The organism is Serratia sp. CoH_134_PS_4, from assembly GCF_058190535.1.
The window spans coordinates 335983-352164 of the sequence record NZ_JBXWKI010000002.1; the positions used below are offsets into that span (position 1 = coordinate 335983).

The following is a 16182-nucleotide window of genomic DNA, read 5'->3' on the forward strand; positions in this document are numbered from 1 at the left end:
TTATTTCTGCGCCTGTTGATCCATCGCCAGAATAAAAGCGTACTCCAGCGCACTGTTTTCCAACCGTGCCAGACGGCCCGATTTACCGCCGTGGCCTGCGGTCATATCGGTGGACAACAGTAGCAACGAATCCCCTTGTTTAAACTGTCGCAGCTTCGCCACCCACTTGGCAGGTTCCCAATACTGAACCTGCGAATCATACAGGCCGCTGGTCACCAACAGGTTCGGGTAATGCTGCTTGCGCACGTTGTCATACGGGCTGTAAGACTTCATCAGCGCGTAGGCCTGTGGCTCGTTCGGATTGCCCCACTCTTCATACTCGCCGGTGGTCAATGGAATACTGTCGTCCAACATGGTGGTCACCACATCAACGAAAGGCACCTGCGCCACCACCGCGTTATACAGCTGTGGCGCCTGATTGATCACGGCCCCCATCAGCAATCCACCCGCGCTGCCCCCCATGGCGTAGATACGGCCCGGTTGGCCATAGCCATCCTTGATCAAGGCTTGGGTGGCGTCGATAAAGTCGCTGAACGTATTCGGCTTATGGGTCAGTTTTCCCTGTTGATACCAGTTTTGCCCTAACTCTCCGCCGCCGCGTACGTGAATCAGCGCATAGACGAAACCGCGATCCAGCAAACTGATTCGATTCGCGCTGAAGGCCGGATCCATGCTCATGCCATAAGCACCATAGCCGTACACCAACAGCGGACTGTGGCCCGGCTTGAACATTGCCTTGTTGTAGACCAGCGAGACCGGCACCTTCACACCGTCGCGCGCGCTGATCCACACCCGCTCACTGTGATACAAGCTCGGGTCAACGCCTTTCACGTCCTGCTGCTTGAGTAAGGTTCGGCTGCCCTTATTCAAATCCCACTCGTAGGTACGGGTTGGGGTTGTCATCGCCGAATAACCGTAACGTAAGCGATCGCTGTCAGGATCGGGGTTATAACCCAACCAGGCCATGTAGCTGGCATCGTCAAACGGAATACTGCGTTGGGTCTTACCGTCCCAGCTCATCTGCCGCAATTGCACCAACCCATCGCCACGTTCTTTTACCACCAGCCAATCACGGAACAGGGTAAAGCCTTCAACCTCACGCTTTTCCTGTGGTGCAATTAGCGTCTGCCAAGGTTGCTGCGCAGACGCGGTGTGATACAGACCGAAATGCGGGCTTTGGTGGTTGGAGCGCAGATAGAATTCGCCACGATAATGATCGAGATAATATTCACGCCCGCTGTGCCGGGCCGCAAACAACTGCGGCGCACGTTGCGGACGATTGGCGTCGATCAGACGCACTTCAGAGGTGGTATTGCCGCTGATAGTGATAATGACGAAGTCACGAGAAGCGGAGCTACCGAGGCTCAGATAGAACGCAGCATCGTCTTCCTGATACACCCGTTGATCTTCCGTTACCGGCGTGCCAAACGTATGCCGGTAAACCTGATAGGGCAGCAAGGTTTGCGGGTGATTGCGCACATAGAACAGCGTCTTGCCGTCGTTAGCCCACACCATATTGCCGGAGGTGTTCTCTATCACTTCCGGCGCCCAACGTTTGTCAGCAATATCCTGCAGGGAAATCTGATACTGGCGGCGCCCCTGCACATCTTCAGATACCGCCATACGCCGGTTGTCTCGGCTGATGTCCATCCCGCCGACGCGGTAATAATCATGGCCTGCCGCACGCTGATTGGCGTCCAGCAAGGTTTGCCACGGCGCATCGGCAGTCAGTGCCTGCCGTTGATACAGCGCGAAGTTTTTACCGGCTGCGTAGCTTTCCTGATAACGGTAGCCGTTCAATTGATAAGGCACCGAACGGTCTTCCGGGCTAATGCGGCCCAGCATTTCCTGATACAGCTTATCGCGCAGTGCTTGATAGGGCTGCATCATCTGTTCGGTATAGCGATTTTCCGCCGTCAGATAATCCAGCACTTTTTTGTTCTTTCGGCTGTCGTCACGCAACCAGTAATAGTCATCAGTGCGTGTTTCCCCCTGCGCAACCAGCAGCTTGGGCACTTTTTCTGCCTGCGGCGGTTGTGGCTGCGCATCGACCGCAGAACTTAAAAATCCGAACGAAAGCACGAAAGCGGCGACCAGGCGACACTGCTTATTGGACGACAGCGGGTGATTCATAATCCCTCACGAAGTTTGGAGCTGCAGGTACCCCGTTGGGATAGCCCCTGCAGGTGTTATTTGCCGGCATTCAACGCCGCCAGATTAAAATCAATCGGCATCGTCACGCTGACGGAGCCATTTCGTAACATGTCAGACGGGGGGACGGGCAACGGCTGCGCCCGCTCTACCACGGCGAGCGCTTCACGATCGAGTGACGCGGTGCCCGAGCGAACCAACAGTGTCACCTCCGACACTCGGCCCTGAGCATCAACGCGGAACGTCACCTGCGGCATACCGGTACGTCGACGACTGCGAGCATCTGGCGGATAGCGTTTAATGTTGTTCAGATAGCCTTTCACCCGGCTTTCCCATGACAGCTTGGCTTGAGCGCTGCTGGTGGAATCGCTGTTGAGCGGTGCAGCGGTCTGGCGGGCAATGTTCTGCGCCTTTGGCGCAGCAGCACTGGAGGCCGCGGCATGACGCATCTCTTTGGCCTGCTCTTCCGGGTTCGGCTGGGCTTTCTGCGGCGGCCGGTGTTCCGTGCGTTTTTTTTCTGCCACGGCAATCTTGGTCTTTTCGGCGCGCGCCAACGTCGGTAAATCAGGTTGCTCCTGCTGCTCAGCCGGTTGCGCCGCAGAGGATTCCGCCTGTTGCACACCCAGCGGTAGTGGCTTGGGGCTTTCCGGGGCCTCAACCTGCTCCGCCCAGCTCATCATCACTGCCGGCGGAGGTAATTGCATCATCGGCAATGGCTGTGACGGCCAGTAAAACACCAATACCAGCGCGACGTGGGCCGCTATCGCACACAAAAAACCACGCACCCAACGCGGCTGCGGCATAGCAACGACCGGATAAAATAAAGACTGACTTAACATAGGGACATTAGAATACTTAATCGCGAATGATTGCAGATCACATTTGCTAATGATAATCATTTGTAACTGTTATTAACAGTTCTTTTCGCCGTGTTTACTCTATGAATTTCAAGTTGCAACAAACAGCGCTGCAACTTGAAAGGCACCGGTAATGGTTTCATTACTTCAGGGCCGGGGTAATCCACAGATAATCTGCCACCTGTTTATCGACCTGCACACCGGGTTCTGCCAGCATCAATACCGTCGGCAGCGCTGCCGGTTGCAGATCTTGCACGTGAAGTGGCACCCCCACCGATTTGGACGCATGATAACCACCGGCAATCAGCAATGCCGGCGTCGGTGCGGCCAACAAACGTTCGGCCATACGGCGATCGCGTTGCTGCTGGATTGCCAGCATCGCATGCAATTGTTGAGGTTCGATATTTCCGCCATGTGAGGTGCGAATCGTTTCCTCTAGCGCTTTTTGTACCACTGGCCGCACCGACAACGTCCCCTGCGGGAAACTCGGCTGCTGATAAAATGCCATGATTTCATTACGATCCAGGTTGGCAGACCACAGTGGATAAGGCGCGCGCATTGCCGCCATTACCACATCACCGTACAGCGACCACTTCCAACCTGGCTGCCAATCAATCAGCTCTGCTACACGACTGTCACGCACCGTCGGATTTGACTGCAGCCAGTGCTTCACCTGATCCACCTTAGCCTGCTGGTTCGGGTTTAGCATTTCCATCAGCACGCTGCCTTGTGGCCGCTGCCGAGGCAATTGCTGTACCAACCATTGTTCAATCTGATGGTGGTAAGGGTTGTCATGTTTCTCCCCAACAATCACCCGTTGCTCGGCAGACAGTCGGGCCAATAGCTGGTCAGGCGTCAGGTTTTCCCCACTGCGCAAGTCGGTAATTTTCCCCCGTTCGGCAAGCGTATTTTTTTGCGTTGGAGCGGGAGTTTGGCTACAGGCACCGAGCGCCAGCGCGGCCAGTAAAATCAAAAATCTCATGATGCTGCCCTGTAATAAAAAGTGGCGACATTATAGATAATAATTATCATTTGCATATAGGCGATAACCTATCCTGAGATGCCGATAACTATTTTTACGCTATGGTTTTGGTCTCACATTGATTTCATGAGGTATTGCAGGTATAACCAATAGCCATTTAGCTGCTTAGACGTCTATACGGATAGAATATCATGCACTCACCTGTTCCCGCCGAAGGGCAATTCAAACGCACCATGAAAGCCCGTCACCTGGTGATGCTGTCGCTGGGGGGGGTCATCGGTACCGGACTGTTCTTCAACACCGGTTATATCATCTCGACTACCGGTGCCCTCGGAACCCTGCTGGCCTATTTGATCGGTGCGCTGGTGGTCTATCTGGTGATGCTGTGCCTGGGTGAGCTGTCGGTAGCGATGCCGGAAACCGGCGCCTTTCATGTCTACGCCTCCCGCTATCTTGGCCCGGCGACCGGTTATACCGTGGCTTGGCTGTACTGGCTCACCTGGACGGTAGCGCTGGGTTCCAGCCTGACCGCCGCCGGTTTCTGCATGCAGTACTGGTTTCCGCAATCGCCAGTTTGGCTGTGGTGCTTGATCTTCTGCGCGGCGATTTTCCTGCTCAATGTGGTCACTACCCGGTTCTTTGCTGAGAGCGAATTTTGGTTTTCGCTGATCAAAGTGGTCACCATTTTGGCATTTATTATCCTCGGTGGTGCAGCAATGTTCGGCGTGCTGCCGATGAAAGACGGCACTCCTGCGCCCTTCCTCCATAACTTGACCGCCTCTGGCTGGCTGCCAAACGGCACACTGCCGATCCTGATGACCATGGTCGCGGTGAACTTCGCGTTCTCCGGCACCGAGCTTATCGGTATTGCCGCCGGCGAAACAGAAAACCCGGAAAAGGTGGTCCCTTGGGCAATACGCACCACGGTGATCCGTCTGATGCTGTTCTTTATCGGTACCGTGTTTATTTTGGCTGCGCTGATCCCGATGGATCAGGCCGGGATTGTCAAAAGCCCGTTTGTCTTGGTATTTGAACGCATCGGTGTCCCTTATGCTGCCGATATCTTTAATTTTGTCATCCTGACCGCCATCCTGTCTGCCGCTAACTCGGGCCTGTACGCGTCAGGCCGCATGCTGTGGTCGCTGGCCAACCAACGCACCCTGCCAGCCTATTTCTCACGCGTCAATAAACGCGGCATCCCCATTAATGCCCTGACCTTCAGCATGCTTGGCGGTGTGCTGGCCCTGCTGACCAGCGTAATCGCACCAGACACGGTGTTTGTTGCCCTGTCGGCAATCTCCGGCTTTGCGGTGGTGGTGGTTTGGTTAAGTATCTGCGCGTCGCACTACGCGTTCCGCCGCCATTACCTGCGTAGCGGTCAGCCGATCGGTGGCCTGAAATACCGCGCTCCGGGTTATCCGTTAACGCCGATCCTGGGTTTTGCGCTGTGCCTGCTGGCCTGCGTCGGGCTGGCATTCGACCCGGAACAACGCATTGCACTGTATTGCGGCTTGCCGTTTGTGGCCCTGTGCTACGCCGCCTATTATCTGACCCGCCGCAGCGGGCAAACAACCTCTTTGGGAGACAATCATGCCGGTTAACAACCCTGTCGCGACCTTATTAGCCACTCAGCGCACGCTGATTTTAGATGGGGCACTGGCCACCGAACTGGAGGCACGCGGCTGCGATCTCAGCGATCCCCTGTGGTCGGCAAAAGTCCTGATTGAGAACCCTGAACTGATTTATCAGGTTCATCTCGACTATTTCAACGCGGGTGCACAATGCGCTATCACCGCCAGCTACCAAGCCACCCCACACGGCTTTTTACGCCGCGGTTTGGATCACGCACAGTCCCTGGCGTTGATCGCCAAAAGCGTGCAGTTGGCGCAGCAGGCACGCAACGACTATCTGGCACAACAACCGCAGGCGGAACCGCTGTTGATCGCCGGGTCGGTCGGCCCCTACGGGGCTTATCTGGCCGACGGGTCCGAATATCGCGGTGACTATGCCTTGCCGCAGGAAGAAATGATGGCCTTTCACCGCCCACGCATCAAAGCGTTGGCCGAAGCCGGGGTTGATTTGCTGGCCTGTGAAACCCTGCCGTCGTTTGGTGAACTGCAGGCCTTGTTGGCCCTGCTACACGAATTCCCAACGCTCGGTGCATGGTTTGCCTTTACCCTGCGTGACAGCCAACACCTCAGCGACGGTACGCCGTTAACCAGGGTCATGGCCGCACTGCACGCTAATCCGCAGGTATTGGCTATCGGCGTTAACTGCATTGCACTGGAAAATGTCACCCCAGCGCTGCAGCAGTTTGCCGCACTGGCTGACAAGCCGCTGCTGGTCTATCCGAACTCCGGTGAACACTACGATGCGGTAACCAAAACCTGGCATGCCTGTGGTGGCGCGCACGGCAACCTGATTGATCAAATTAGCGAATGGCAACGTATAGGCGCACGGCTGATTGGCGGCTGTTGCCGCACGACGCCGCAGGACATCCATCAGATCGCCGCCCGTTGTAAGGCATAAATTCACGCTTCTGTTAGCTGGCGTAATTGGTCGGCAACTTGTTCTGTATTGAGATGCCCCTGGGCTGCCTCGATCGTTAATTCAACCAGTTGCGCGTCTTCGCGCAACGAAACACCATTAATGCCCAGAAACAGCGCCATGCTCTGAAAAGCGATACGCTTGTTACCATCGAGAAAAATGTGTCCGTGACTGATGGCAATAAGATAGATAGCGGCAAGCCGATAAACATCGCTTATCCCATCATAGTGAAAGGCATTAAGCACCCGATTGGCCACGGCCTCAACTTTGCCGCCTTCCTGACGGCCGTTGGGCACAATTTCAGCATTGAATTCCGCAATATCCTCTGCGGTTAAAAAAATCATTTATCGGCAAGTGCTTTTATCGTCGTGGCGTGTTTAGCCTGAATACGCGCTTTGATTTTAGCTTTGACCAAAACCTCGTAGTCCGCCTTGCTAATGATGTAGACCTCATCATGCCCGCGACGCGTAACTTCTACCGGCTGATTCTGGGCTTCAGTGAACACTTCGGCCAGATTACTTCGGGCCGCCGTATAACTTATGGTTGTCATACCTCAACACCTGTACATGTACATATTTGAACAATATTTGTACCATAACATGCCAATATAAAAAAGCCCCCTGCGCCGAAACGCAGGGGGCTTATTGTCACTCAAGGCTTATAGCGGTTCGGTTTGCGCTTCCACCACGGCCAAGGCCACCATGTTGACGATGCGGCGCACCGAGGCGATTGGCGTCAGAATGTGTACCGGTTTTGATACCCCCATCAGCACTGGCCCGACGGTCACCCCTTCGGAAGACGAAACGCGCAGCAGGTTGTAGCTGATGCGTGCGGCTTCCATATTGGGCATGATCAACACGTTGGCCGCCCCTTTCAGCGGGCTGTCTGGCATCAGGTCATTACGAATGCTTTCGACCAGCGCAGCGTCACCGTGCATCTCACCGTCAATTTCCAGCTCCGGTGCCATCTTGTTCACCAGTTCCAGCGTTTTACGCATCTTGCAGGCTGCAGGATTATCCGAAGAACCAAAGCTGGAATGGGACAACAGCGCCACCTTCGGCTCAATGCCGAAACGACGCACCGTTTCCGCTGCCATCAGGGTGATTTCTGCCAGTTGTTCCGGCGTCGGATCGTCATTGACATAGGTGTCAGCAATAAAGGTGTTGCCGCTAGGTAGCAGCAACGCGTTCATTGCCCCGGCGACGTGTGCCCCTTCGCGGAAGCCAAACACTTTCTCTACCACATCGTAATGCTCGTGATAGCTGCCGATGGTGCCGCAGATCATCGCGTCCGCTTCACCACGATGTAGCATGATGGCTGCAATCAACGTCGGGTTGCCAATGACCGCACGGCGTGCCTGCTCTTGCGAAACGCCACGACGCTTCATGATCTGGTAGTACTCGCCCCAGTATTCATTGAAGCGCGGATCGGACTCGTTGTTCACCACTTCAAAGTCTTTACCCGGCGTCAGTTGCAAACCAAGTTTTTTCAGCCGCATTTCAATTACGCTCGGGCGTCCCACCAAAATAGGGTAAGCCAGCCCTTGCGACACCAGTTCCTGCGTCGCATGCAGCACCCTTTCTTCTTCACCTTCTGCCATCACCACACGTTTTATTTCTTTCTTCGCCTGGGCAAAAATAGGCTTCATGAACAAGTTGGTTTTGTAGACGAACTCCGACAGTTTCTCGACGTAGGCATCAAAGTCTTCAATCGGCCGCGTCGCGACACCAGACTCCATCGCCGCCTTGGCGACCGCAGGCGCAATTTTTACAATCAGGCGTGGGTCGAAAGGTTTTGGAATAATGTATTCAGGGCCGAATGACAGGTCCTGATCGCCATAGGCTGAAGCCACCACGTCACTCTGCTCCGCCAGCGCCAGATCGGCAATCGCATGTACGCAAGCCAGTTTCATTTCTTCGTTAATGGTGGTTGCGCCGACATCCAGCGCGCCACGGAAGATGAACGGGAAGCAGAGGACGTTGTTCACCTGGTTGGGATAGTCAGAACGGCCGGTACAGATGATGGCGTCTGGACGCACGGCCTTCGCCAACGGCGGCAGGATCTCAGGCTCTGGGTTGGCCAGCGCCATGATCAGCGGATCCTTGGCCATGGTTTTCACCATATCCTGCGTCAACACACCCGGACCAGAACAACCCAGGAAGATATCCGCATCAGGGATAGCATCCCCCAGCGTACGTTGGCCATTATCTTCAATGGCGTAAGCCGCCTTGGTTTGCTCCATATTGGCGTCGCGTCCCTTATAGATCACCCCTTTAGAGTCGCAAACAGTAATATTCTGCTGACGCAGCCCCAAGGCCACCAACAGGTTTAAACAGGCAATCGACGCCGCGCCGGCACCGGAAACCACCAGGCGCACGTCGGAAATGTTCTTTTTCACTACCCGCAGGCCGTTCAGCACCGCAGCCGTGGTGATGATGGCCGTGCCATGCTGATCATCATGGAACACCGGAATCTTCATGCGCTCACGCAGTTTCTGCTCAATGTAGAAACACTCTGGCGCTTTGATGTCTTCCAGGTTAATACCGCCGAAGGTCGGTTCCAACGCGGCGATAACGTCAATCAACTTGTCAGGGTTAAGTTCATCCACTTCGATATCAAATACGTCGATACCGGAAAATTTCTTGAACAGGACACCTTTCCCTTCCATCACCGGCTTACCGGCCAATGCGCCAATATTGCCCAGCCCCAGCACTGCCGTTCCGTTGGAAATGACCGCCACCAGGTTGCCACGCGCAGTGTATTTGTAGGCTGCCAACGGATCGGCGGCAATTTCCAGACAGGGTGCGGCGACGCCCGGCGAGTATGCGAGCGCCAGATCGCGTTGCGTAGCCAGCGGCTTAGTTGGGGAGACCTGGATCTTGCCTGGGACCGGATATTGGTGGAAATCAAGCGCACTCTGTTTGAGCTGTTCGTCCATTATGGGTTCCTATGCTTTTTGCTTTTATGTTGAGGTAAGACTTGTAAACCTTTAAGGCTATGAGGCTGTACGCACCGCTTATTTGGCCCACCAAACCCCATGGCCGCGCCTTGTTGCGCGTTCAAATGACCGCCAGCGGCGCTCACGTACAATGGCAGGGCACAGCCTTTAAGTATAGTGAGAGAAACGTCACAAACTTTGAAGCGGCCCATAACCTTGATCGAAATTGTTTTTTAAAAGTAAAAAAAGAAGTACCACAGGACGAGACAAAAACACGGCCGTCAGTGCAGCGGCAGTTCAGCTCGCCAGGCATTGAGCGTCGCCACCCGGCCTGCGCAAATTTGTAACGAGGTTTGTAGTGCCAGGGTGTAACTCAGCGCATCGCCCCAGGTGTTACCCAGTAACTGCGGCTGTTCGCACGGGGTAAACACCGACTCAGGGGGCAACAGCACCACCGGCGCTGCCGCCTGCGGCGGTTGGGCGCAGGAGCTCAATAACAGCGCCAGGCAGAGGCTGCCCAGCACAGGCGTCATTTTTAATCGCTTCACGGTATTTCCTCTGGTAAACGTCGCTTTGCTGACGCAGCTGACGTTCCTGTTGCTGTTGAGCCGCCATCAGCGCACGGTTCTGCGCATCCTGGGTTTGCAGTGTGACAATCAACCCCGCCTGCTGCGCCAGTGTCTTTTGCTGTTCGCTCGCCTGCTGTCGCACCAGATCCAGCCTGTGCGACAGCAGTGAGCTGTATGCACCGAGGCAAATTGCCACCATCAACAGCAGCAGCAATCCGCCTTGTGACAACCTGCTTAACCAACCGCTCATGCCGGATAATCCCTAAAGGAAAGCTGGAAATGCGGCCCATCTTTCAGGGTTTTCCATTCGCCGCCCCACTCAACGTTGACTGCACACTCGCGCGCCGCACGACGCACTGCCACAGCAATTTGCGCGTAGTAGTCCCATTCCCAGGACACCACACCCGCGGGCATGGCCACCACATCCACTGCATGACCGGTCAAATGACGGCTTTTCAGCGTTTGGCTTTGCCCCCCGCGCACCAGTTCACGCTGACGTGCCATGGTGCGTAATCCCTCGGTGATGGAAAACGGCACCAGCGAATAATGCAATGCCAACCGAATCACCCGTACCAAATCCGGGTGAACACCCACTAAATTGGCTTCGCTGCGGGCGGTGAAGCGAATATCTTCTATTTCATTTATCATTTTTGAACCCCGTTTTATTTCCAATGAATTTTTTAATTAAACCGCTGATATAATCGGCCCCAAGAAAGCCAATCAATACGCTGGCAAGATTCGCCCATTTTAATTCCAGCCCGGCCAGTGCCAAGGCATCGCGCACCGTCCAGGCCAATAAAGCGCACATCCCTGCATTTAATAGCCGCCGCCGCATACCCACGTTACGATAGGCCCCGTGTAATAACGCCATGAGGCCTGCCAAAATGGCATTCATCACCGGCTGAAGATATTCACATGCTCGCTGGATAATTAAGCCAACAGCGTCTGGCTCTAAGCTGGACATAGCTACACTCCTATTTTACTTTAATTAAATGCCAATCACGGCCGGTGGAATATCGGTACCATCAGAATCTAGTTAAGGATGCTATAACAAAGCAAATGAATAAATACAGCCTCTAAGGTCAAATTCATTCACGCTCAACCATGACACAACAAGGGCCAGTAAATAACGACACTGCTCGATGAAAAAATTCATCCTTACTGTGATTTATTTCGACTTTTCTTTACCTTGAAAATAAACATTAATAGCGGCGGGAGATTCACTCTCAATAACAAAAAACCTCAACCTGGAGAAATACCATGTCCGAACGCAAAGCCGTTATTGGTTATTACTTTATTCCAACTAACCAAATTAATAACTATACCGAATCTGATACCTCAGTCGTGCCTTTCCCGGTGTCGAACATTACACCGGCCAAGGCCAGGCAGCTCACCCACATTAATTTCTCGTTCCTCGACATTAACAGCAATCTGGAATGTGCCTGGGATCCGGCAACCAATGACGTCAAAGCTCGCGATGTCGTCAGTCGGTTGACGGCGCTAAAAGCGCATAACCCTAACCTGCGCATTATGTTCTCCATCGGCGGCTGGTATTACTCCAACGATCTGGGCGTTTCCCACGCCAACTATGTCAACGCGGTGAAGACCCCGGCGTCACGCACCAAATTCGCGCAATCCTGCGTCCGCATCATGAAAGACTATGGTTTTGACGGTGTAGACATTGACTGGGAATACCCGCAGAGCAGCGAAGTGGATGGTTTTGTCGCTGCACTGCAAGAGATCCGTACCCTGCTCAATCAGCAGACCCTGGCCGATGGCCGCCAGGCACTGCCTTATCAACTGACCATTGCCGGTGCCGGCGGCGCATTCTTCCTGTCACGTTATTACAGCAAGCTGCCGCAGATCGTCGCCTCACTCGATTACATCAACCTGATGACCTACGATCTGGCGGGCCCATGGGAAAAAATCACTAACCATCAGGCCGGGCTGTTCGGCGACAGCGCCGGGCCAACCTTCTATAACGCACTGCGTGAAGCCAATCTGGGTTGGAGTTGGGAAGAACTGACTCGCGCCTTCCCTAGCCCATTCAGCCTGACGGTGGACGCCGCGGTACAACAACACCTGATGTTGGAAGGCGTACCAAGCAGCAAAATCGTTATGGGCGTGCCTTTCTACGGCCGCGCATTTAAAGGCGTCAGCGGCAGCAACGGCGGCCAGTACAGCACTCACAGCACGCCGGGGGAAGATCCGTTCCCAGGCACCGACTACTGGTTGGTGGGGTGTGAAGAGTGCGTCCGCGACAAAGATCCCCGCATTGCCTCTTATCGTCAGCTGGAACAAATGCTGTTGGGCAACTACGGTTATCAGCGCCTGTGGAACGACAAAACCAAAACGCCGTACTTGTACCATGCGGCCAAAGGCCTGTTCGTCACCTACGACGATGCCGAAAGCTTCAAGTACAAGGCTAAGTACATCAAACAGCAGCAACTGGGTGGCGTCATGTTCTGGCACCTGGGCCAGGACAACCGCAATGGTGACCTGCTGGCCTCGCTGGACCGCTATTTCAATGCTGCGGACTACGATGACAGCCAATTGGATATGGGTACTGGTCTGCGCTATACCGGCGTGGGTCCCGGTAATCTGCCGTTCATGAGCGCGCCTGCCTACGTCGCCGGCACCGTCTATAACCAGGGTGCGCAAGTGTCTTATCAAGGCTATGTCTGGCAGACCAAATGGGGTTACATCACCTCGGTACCTGGCTCGGATACTGCCTGGCTGAAAGTGGGCCGCGTGGCATAACAACCGGTTGCACCATAAAAAAACCCCGTAGCCGACGGCGACGGGGTTTTTATTGTTTAATTTTCGCATCCCTTCGTCACTGTTCCCTTAGTTGTTACACCAAGGGTAACCTCCATCACGTATGACTTCGCGCCCCATCAGGCTAAAAACGTCGCTTTTACGCGTCAGGCGCTCATGCCACCAGGTAAAACCAGCCCCTTTACTGGCCGGATGCCAAGCCAGCCAAATCATTTCGTCACCTTTTTGCATATCAACCGGAACCGTCACCAGTTCACCACTTGCCAACTCTTTTTCGATCAGCGCTGGCGGCAAGAAACCATGACCAATACCCCGTTTCAACAGCGCCAGTTTGCTCTCAACATCGCACACCACCAGTTGACGCTGTAACGGCATGGTGCCGTGATTACGCTTTGGCAATTCGTGACTGCTGTCGGCAATCACCACCACGATGTCGTTCAGCCGCTGGTTTTTGTCCACCGGCTTTTTCTGCGCCGCAAACGGATGTGAAGGCGAGACGCATAGCACAAAGTTCAGCTTGCCCAGCATCAGCGTTTTCGCCTGCACGCTGTCCGGGATCTGGCCGATAGCGATAATCAAATCCGCCCGGTTGTTCTTCAAGGCATCCCAGGTACCGTTCAGTGCTTCTCGCTGCACAGAAATGTTGGCGTTTGGGCTGTGCTGAATATACTCACGGATATCCTGAGTGATCGTTTCTAACGGAAAGAAATTATCGACGACGATGCGGATATTATTATCGAGTTTGGGGATGTTTCTTACCCTACTTTCGAGATCCTGTACCGCATTTAAAATCCAACCGCCCTCCTGCAACAGAAATTCCCCTTCATCTGTTAGGGTAATCATCGGGCCATTACGATGAAAAAGTTTCACACAGAGCTTACTTTCAATATTGGACACACGGTAGGATATTGCCGAAGGCGTTTTATGCAGCGCCTCCGCCGCCATTGAGAAAGAGCCCGTACTTTTGATGGTGCTGATTATTTTAATCGCATCCAGGGATAATCTAGTCATACAAATTCCTCTTTGACATAAAATAAGAAAAAATTGACACTAAATTCCCAAGTGGTTGGCGCGTAAAGTCGTTCAAGTCACACAAGAGTAAGTAAAACCACAAGCAATATACTCCATATCAGAGAAAATCATCTGAAAGAGTATTCATCAATCCTTTAAATAAAATTCATCATGGCATCGATTTTTTAGACTGTAGCGTTTAAATAAATTCAACAAAGAAATAAAAGACAATCATCATAACAATTTTAGTTAATAGCCTATAAAACATTCCACCCTGACGAGAGAGACTACGCGTAAAAATAAATCAAGCCGCCAAGAATGATGTTTTTAATTCCATTAATGACCCCTCATTTTACCGGTGAAAATAAACCCAACTTACAATACAACTTCAGTCAGGAGTGACTTATGAACAATACTTCCCGTACCCTTATGTCTCTTGGTTTGCTGAGCGCGGCACTGTTCGGCGTATCTCAACAGGCTTCAGCCCACGGTTATGTCGAAACACCCGCCAGCCGCGCCTATCAGTGCAAACTGCAGCTCAATACTCAGTGCGGCAGCGTGCAATATGAACCACAAAGCGTTGAAGGGTTGAAAGGCTTCCCGCAGGCCGGTCCGGCTGATGGGCACATTGCCAGCGCCGACAAATCCACCTTCTTCGAGTTGGATCAGCAAACACCTACCCGTTGGAACAAGATCAACCTGCACACTGGCCCGAACTCCTTCACCTGGACGCTGACAGCACGTCACAGCACCAGCAGCTGGCGTTATTTTATTACCAAGCCAAACTGGGATGCATCGCAGCCACTGACCCGCGCTTCGTTTGATCTGACGCCGTTCTGTCAGCAAAACGACGGGGGTGCCATCCCTGCTGCGCAGGTCACCCACCAGTGCAACATACCGGCAGACCGTAGCGGTTCGCACGTCATCCTCGCCGTGTGGGATGTAGCAGATACGGCCAATGCCTTCTATCAGGCCATTGACGTTAATTTGACCAAGTAATAAGAAGAGGAATACCCTAGGGCTCAGCCAAGGCTGGGCCCTTTTTTATTGTCTGATGCCGCATAGGCCTCTCCCTCGCATGCCCATGAGGCCGCTTTTCGGCACATGCCAATGGCTAACAAGCCTTACTCTGCCTGGCTTCGAACGGGATCCATTGTTCTTATCCATCGCAACAATCAGAAAAAGCGCATTTTAATCATTACGCTTCTGATGCAGTGTGTTCAGCCTATGATGGAAAACGTTCTCATTTCCCTACATTGACGTTTGGTCAAGGAGCTTATAAATGAACCAATTAGACGCACTCAAGCAGCTAACCACGGTTGTGGCCGACAGCGGCGATATCGAATCTATTCGCCAGTTCGAACCGCAAGATGCCACCACCAACCCTTCACTGATCCTGAAAGCCGCTGCGCTGCCTCAATATAAGCCACTGATCCTCGAAGCCCTGAGCTATGCTCGCCAGCAGGGTGGCAGTAAAGAAACCCAACTGATCAACGCCAGCGACAAACTCGCCGTGAACATCGGCGTCGAAATTCTGAAAAGCGTACCGGGGCGCATTTCCACCGAAGTGGATGCCCGCCTCTCCTTTGACCGCGGCATGTGCGTTGCCAAAGCACGCAAACTGATCGGTCTGTATCAAGAACAAGGCATCGACAAGTCACGTATCCTGATCAAACTGGCCTCTACCTGGGAAGGCATTAAAGCCGCCGAGGAACTGGAAAAAGAAGGCATCAATACTAACCTGACACTGCTGTTCTCTTTCGCTCAGGCGCGTGCCTGCGCCGAGGCCGGGGTCTACTTGATCTCTCCCTTCGTCGGCCGCATCTATGACTGGTATCAGGCCAAACAGCCTGCCGCTGACTATGATGCCGACCAAGATCCAGGCGTGAAATCCGTACGCACCATCTACGAATACTACAAACAGCACCGTTATCAGACGGTGATCATGGGAGCCAGTTTCCGCAAGGTTGAGCAGATCCTGGCATTGGCCGGTTGCGATCGCCTGACCATCGCACCGAATCTGCTGGAACAGCTTAAGCACAGCAATCAACCGGTCGAGCGTAAGCTGACGCCTTCCACTGAAGCCTTCCACCAACCTGCCCCGCTGGCTGAGGCCGAATTCCGCTGGCTACATAATCAAGACGCGATGGCGGTTGAAAAACTGGCCGAAGGTATCCGCCTGTTCGCCGTTGACCAGCAAAAGCTGGAAGACATGCTGGCCGCTGAACTGTAATCACTCTGGAGTCCCGTAATGTCTTCTCGTAAAGAACTCGCCAACGCCATCCGCGCACTCAGCATGGACGCCGTACAAAAAGCAAATTCCGGCCACCCGGGTGCACCTATGGGCAT

At 53.7% G+C, this 16182-nt stretch carries 17 protein-coding genes; 6 read left to right on the forward strand and 11 right to left on the reverse strand.

Annotated features, from left to right (window positions below; all coding sequences use genetic code 11):
* The 3 genes from AC2FCQ_RS06870 to AC2FCQ_RS06880 form a co-directional block, all read right to left on the reverse strand.
* Positions 1-2133, reverse strand: coding sequence for a S9 family peptidase (locus AC2FCQ_RS06870; RefSeq protein WP_490309045.1), 2133 nt, complete (start codon positions 2131-2133; stop codon positions 1-3).
* Between the two features lie 56 nt (positions 2134-2189).
* The gene (gene tolA / locus AC2FCQ_RS06875; protein ID WP_490309044.1) at positions 2190-2954 is read right to left on the reverse strand and encodes a cell envelope integrity protein TolA; all 765 of its coding nucleotides are present in this window, start codon (positions 2952-2954) and stop codon (positions 2190-2192) included.
* A 196-nt stretch (positions 2955-3150) separates the two neighbouring features.
* Entirely contained in the window at positions 3151-3990 is an 840-nt protein-coding gene (locus tag AC2FCQ_RS06880; protein WP_209638626.1) for a ChaN family lipoprotein, read from the reverse strand.
* A 191-nt stretch (positions 3991-4181) separates the two neighbouring features.
* On the opposite strand from AC2FCQ_RS06880, the gene mmuP reads away from it, so the two are divergent.
* Both mmuP and mmuM read left to right on the forward strand, forming a co-directional pair.
* The gene (mmuP, locus tag AC2FCQ_RS06885; RefSeq protein WP_265555469.1) at positions 4182-5591 is read left to right on the forward strand and encodes an S-methylmethionine permease; all 1410 of its coding nucleotides are present in this window, start codon (positions 4182-4184) and stop codon (positions 5589-5591) included.
* The gene (gene mmuM / locus AC2FCQ_RS06890; RefSeq protein ID WP_265555468.1) at positions 5581-6519 is read left to right on the forward strand and encodes a homocysteine S-methyltransferase; all 939 of its coding nucleotides are present in this window, start codon (positions 5581-5583) and stop codon (positions 6517-6519) included. The genes mmuP and mmuM overlap by 11 nt, the downstream gene beginning before the upstream one ends.
* A 2-nt stretch (positions 6520-6521) precedes the next feature.
* Here the strand turns inward: mmuM and AC2FCQ_RS06895 are convergent, their stop codons facing one another.
* From AC2FCQ_RS06895 to AC2FCQ_RS06925, 7 genes are all read right to left on the reverse strand, one after another.
* Positions 6522-6881 (reverse strand): type II toxin-antitoxin system death-on-curing family toxin, encoded by a 360-nt coding sequence (locus tag AC2FCQ_RS06895; protein ID WP_490309043.1) that lies wholly within the window; start codon positions 6879-6881, stop codon positions 6522-6524.
* Positions 6878-7087 carry a type II toxin-antitoxin system Phd/YefM family antitoxin gene (locus AC2FCQ_RS06900; protein ID WP_209638620.1) on the reverse strand — a complete coding sequence of 70 codons (210 nt, stop codon included), beginning with the start codon at positions 7085-7087 and terminating at the stop codon, positions 6878-6880. Before AC2FCQ_RS06900 ends, AC2FCQ_RS06895 begins: the two co-directional genes overlap by 4 nt.
* Positions 7088-7195: 108 nt before the next feature.
* The gene (gene maeB, locus AC2FCQ_RS06905; protein ID WP_209638618.1) at positions 7196-9475 is read right to left on the reverse strand and encodes an NADP-dependent oxaloacetate-decarboxylating malate dehydrogenase; all 2280 of its coding nucleotides are present in this window, start codon (positions 9473-9475) and stop codon (positions 7196-7198) included.
* 281 nt (positions 9476-9756) lie between these two features.
* On the reverse strand, positions 9757-9930 hold the full coding sequence (gene lysC / locus AC2FCQ_RS06910; RefSeq protein WP_209638616.1) for an Rz1-like lysis system protein LysC: 174 nt from the start codon (positions 9928-9930) through the stop codon (positions 9757-9759).
* On the reverse strand, positions 9911-10294 hold the full coding sequence (locus tag AC2FCQ_RS06915; RefSeq protein ID WP_490309042.1) for a DUF2570 family protein: 384 nt from the start codon (positions 10292-10294) through the stop codon (positions 9911-9913). The genes lysC and AC2FCQ_RS06915 overlap by 20 nt, the downstream gene beginning before the upstream one ends.
* Positions 10291-10671: an L-Ala D-Glu endopeptidase ChiX gene (gene chiX, locus AC2FCQ_RS06920; protein WP_490309064.1), complete on the reverse strand. Its 381-nt coding sequence runs from the start codon at positions 10669-10671 to the stop codon at positions 10291-10293. The genes AC2FCQ_RS06915 and chiX overlap by 4 nt, the downstream gene beginning before the upstream one ends.
* Before the next feature lie 10 nt (positions 10672-10681).
* Positions 10682-11008, reverse strand: coding sequence for a phage holin, lambda family (locus AC2FCQ_RS06925; protein WP_209638610.1), 327 nt, complete (start codon positions 11006-11008; stop codon positions 10682-10684).
* A 296-nt stretch (positions 11009-11304) separates the two neighbouring features.
* Between AC2FCQ_RS06925 and chiB the strand changes: the two genes are divergently transcribed.
* A complete protein-coding gene (chiB, locus tag AC2FCQ_RS06930) occupies positions 11305-12804 on the forward strand; it encodes a chitinase ChiB (RefSeq protein ID WP_404759158.1) in 1500 nt (499 codons plus the stop codon).
* Positions 12805-12891: 87 nt separating this feature from the next.
* On the opposite strand, the gene AC2FCQ_RS06935 is transcribed toward chiB, so the two are convergent.
* Positions 12892-13833 (reverse strand): LysR family transcriptional regulator, encoded by a 942-nt coding sequence (locus AC2FCQ_RS06935; protein WP_209638606.1) that lies wholly within the window; start codon positions 13831-13833, stop codon positions 12892-12894.
* A 405-nt stretch (positions 13834-14238) separates the two neighbouring features.
* Here AC2FCQ_RS06935 and cbp21 point away from each other — a divergent pair, with 405 nt between their 5' ends.
* The 3 genes from cbp21 to AC2FCQ_RS06950 all read left to right on the forward strand — a co-directional run.
* Positions 14239-14832 carry a chitin-binding protein/chitosanase CBP21 gene (cbp21, locus tag AC2FCQ_RS06940; RefSeq protein WP_037424092.1) on the forward strand — a complete coding sequence of 198 codons (594 nt, stop codon included), beginning with the start codon at positions 14239-14241 and terminating at the stop codon, positions 14830-14832.
* Between the two features lie 283 nt (positions 14833-15115).
* The gene (gene tal, locus AC2FCQ_RS06945) at positions 15116-16066 is read left to right on the forward strand and encodes a transaldolase (RefSeq protein WP_209638601.1); all 951 of its coding nucleotides are present in this window, start codon (positions 15116-15118) and stop codon (positions 16064-16066) included.
* 18 nt (positions 16067-16084) lie between these two features.
* A partial coding sequence (locus tag AC2FCQ_RS06950) for a thiamine pyrophosphate-binding protein (RefSeq protein WP_154640635.1) occupies positions 16085-16182 on the forward strand: 98 nt, incomplete at its 3' end.

Excerpts from the sequence above, each read along its gene's own strand:
- AC2FCQ_RS06870 (WP_490309045.1), bottom strand. The coding sequence starts at position 2,133 with ATGAATCACCCGCTGTCGTCCAATAAGCAGTGTCGCCTGGTCGCCGCT.
- tolA (WP_490309044.1), bottom strand. The coding sequence starts at position 2,954 with ATGCCGCAGCCGCGTTGGGTGCGTGGTTTTTTGTGTGCGATAGCGGCC.
- AC2FCQ_RS06880 (WP_209638626.1), bottom strand. The coding sequence starts at position 3,990 with ATGAGATTTTTGATTTTACTGGCCGCGCTGGCGCTCGGTGCCTGTAGC.
- mmuP (WP_265555469.1), top strand. The coding sequence starts at position 4,182 with ATGCACTCACCTGTTCCCGCCGAAGGGCAATTCAAACGCACCATGAAA.
- mmuM (WP_265555468.1), top strand. The coding sequence starts at position 5,581 with ATGCCGGTTAACAACCCTGTCGCGACCTTATTAGCCACTCAGCGCACG.
- AC2FCQ_RS06895 (WP_490309043.1), bottom strand. The coding sequence starts at position 6,881 with ATGATTTTTTTAACCGCAGAGGATATTGCGGAATTCAATGCTGAAATT.
- AC2FCQ_RS06900 (WP_209638620.1), bottom strand. The coding sequence starts at position 7,087 with ATGACAACCATAAGTTATACGGCGGCCCGAAGTAATCTGGCCGAAGTG.
- maeB (WP_209638618.1), bottom strand. The coding sequence starts at position 9,475 with ATGGACGAACAGCTCAAACAGAGTGCGCTTGATTTCCACCAATATCCG.
- AC2FCQ_RS06915 (WP_490309042.1), bottom strand. The coding sequence starts at position 10,294 with ATGAGCGGTTGGTTAAGCAGGTTGTCACAAGGCGGATTGCTGCTGCTG.
- AC2FCQ_RS06925 (WP_209638610.1), bottom strand. The coding sequence starts at position 11,008 with ATGTCCAGCTTAGAGCCAGACGCTGTTGGCTTAATTATCCAGCGAGCA.
- chiB (WP_404759158.1), top strand. The coding sequence starts at position 11,305 with ATGTCCGAACGCAAAGCCGTTATTGGTTATTACTTTATTCCAACTAAC.
- AC2FCQ_RS06935 (WP_209638606.1), bottom strand. The coding sequence starts at position 13,833 with ATGACTAGATTATCCCTGGATGCGATTAAAATAATCAGCACCATCAAA.
- cbp21 (WP_037424092.1), top strand. The coding sequence starts at position 14,239 with ATGAACAATACTTCCCGTACCCTTATGTCTCTTGGTTTGCTGAGCGCG.
- tal (WP_209638601.1), top strand. The coding sequence starts at position 15,116 with ATGAACCAATTAGACGCACTCAAGCAGCTAACCACGGTTGTGGCCGAC.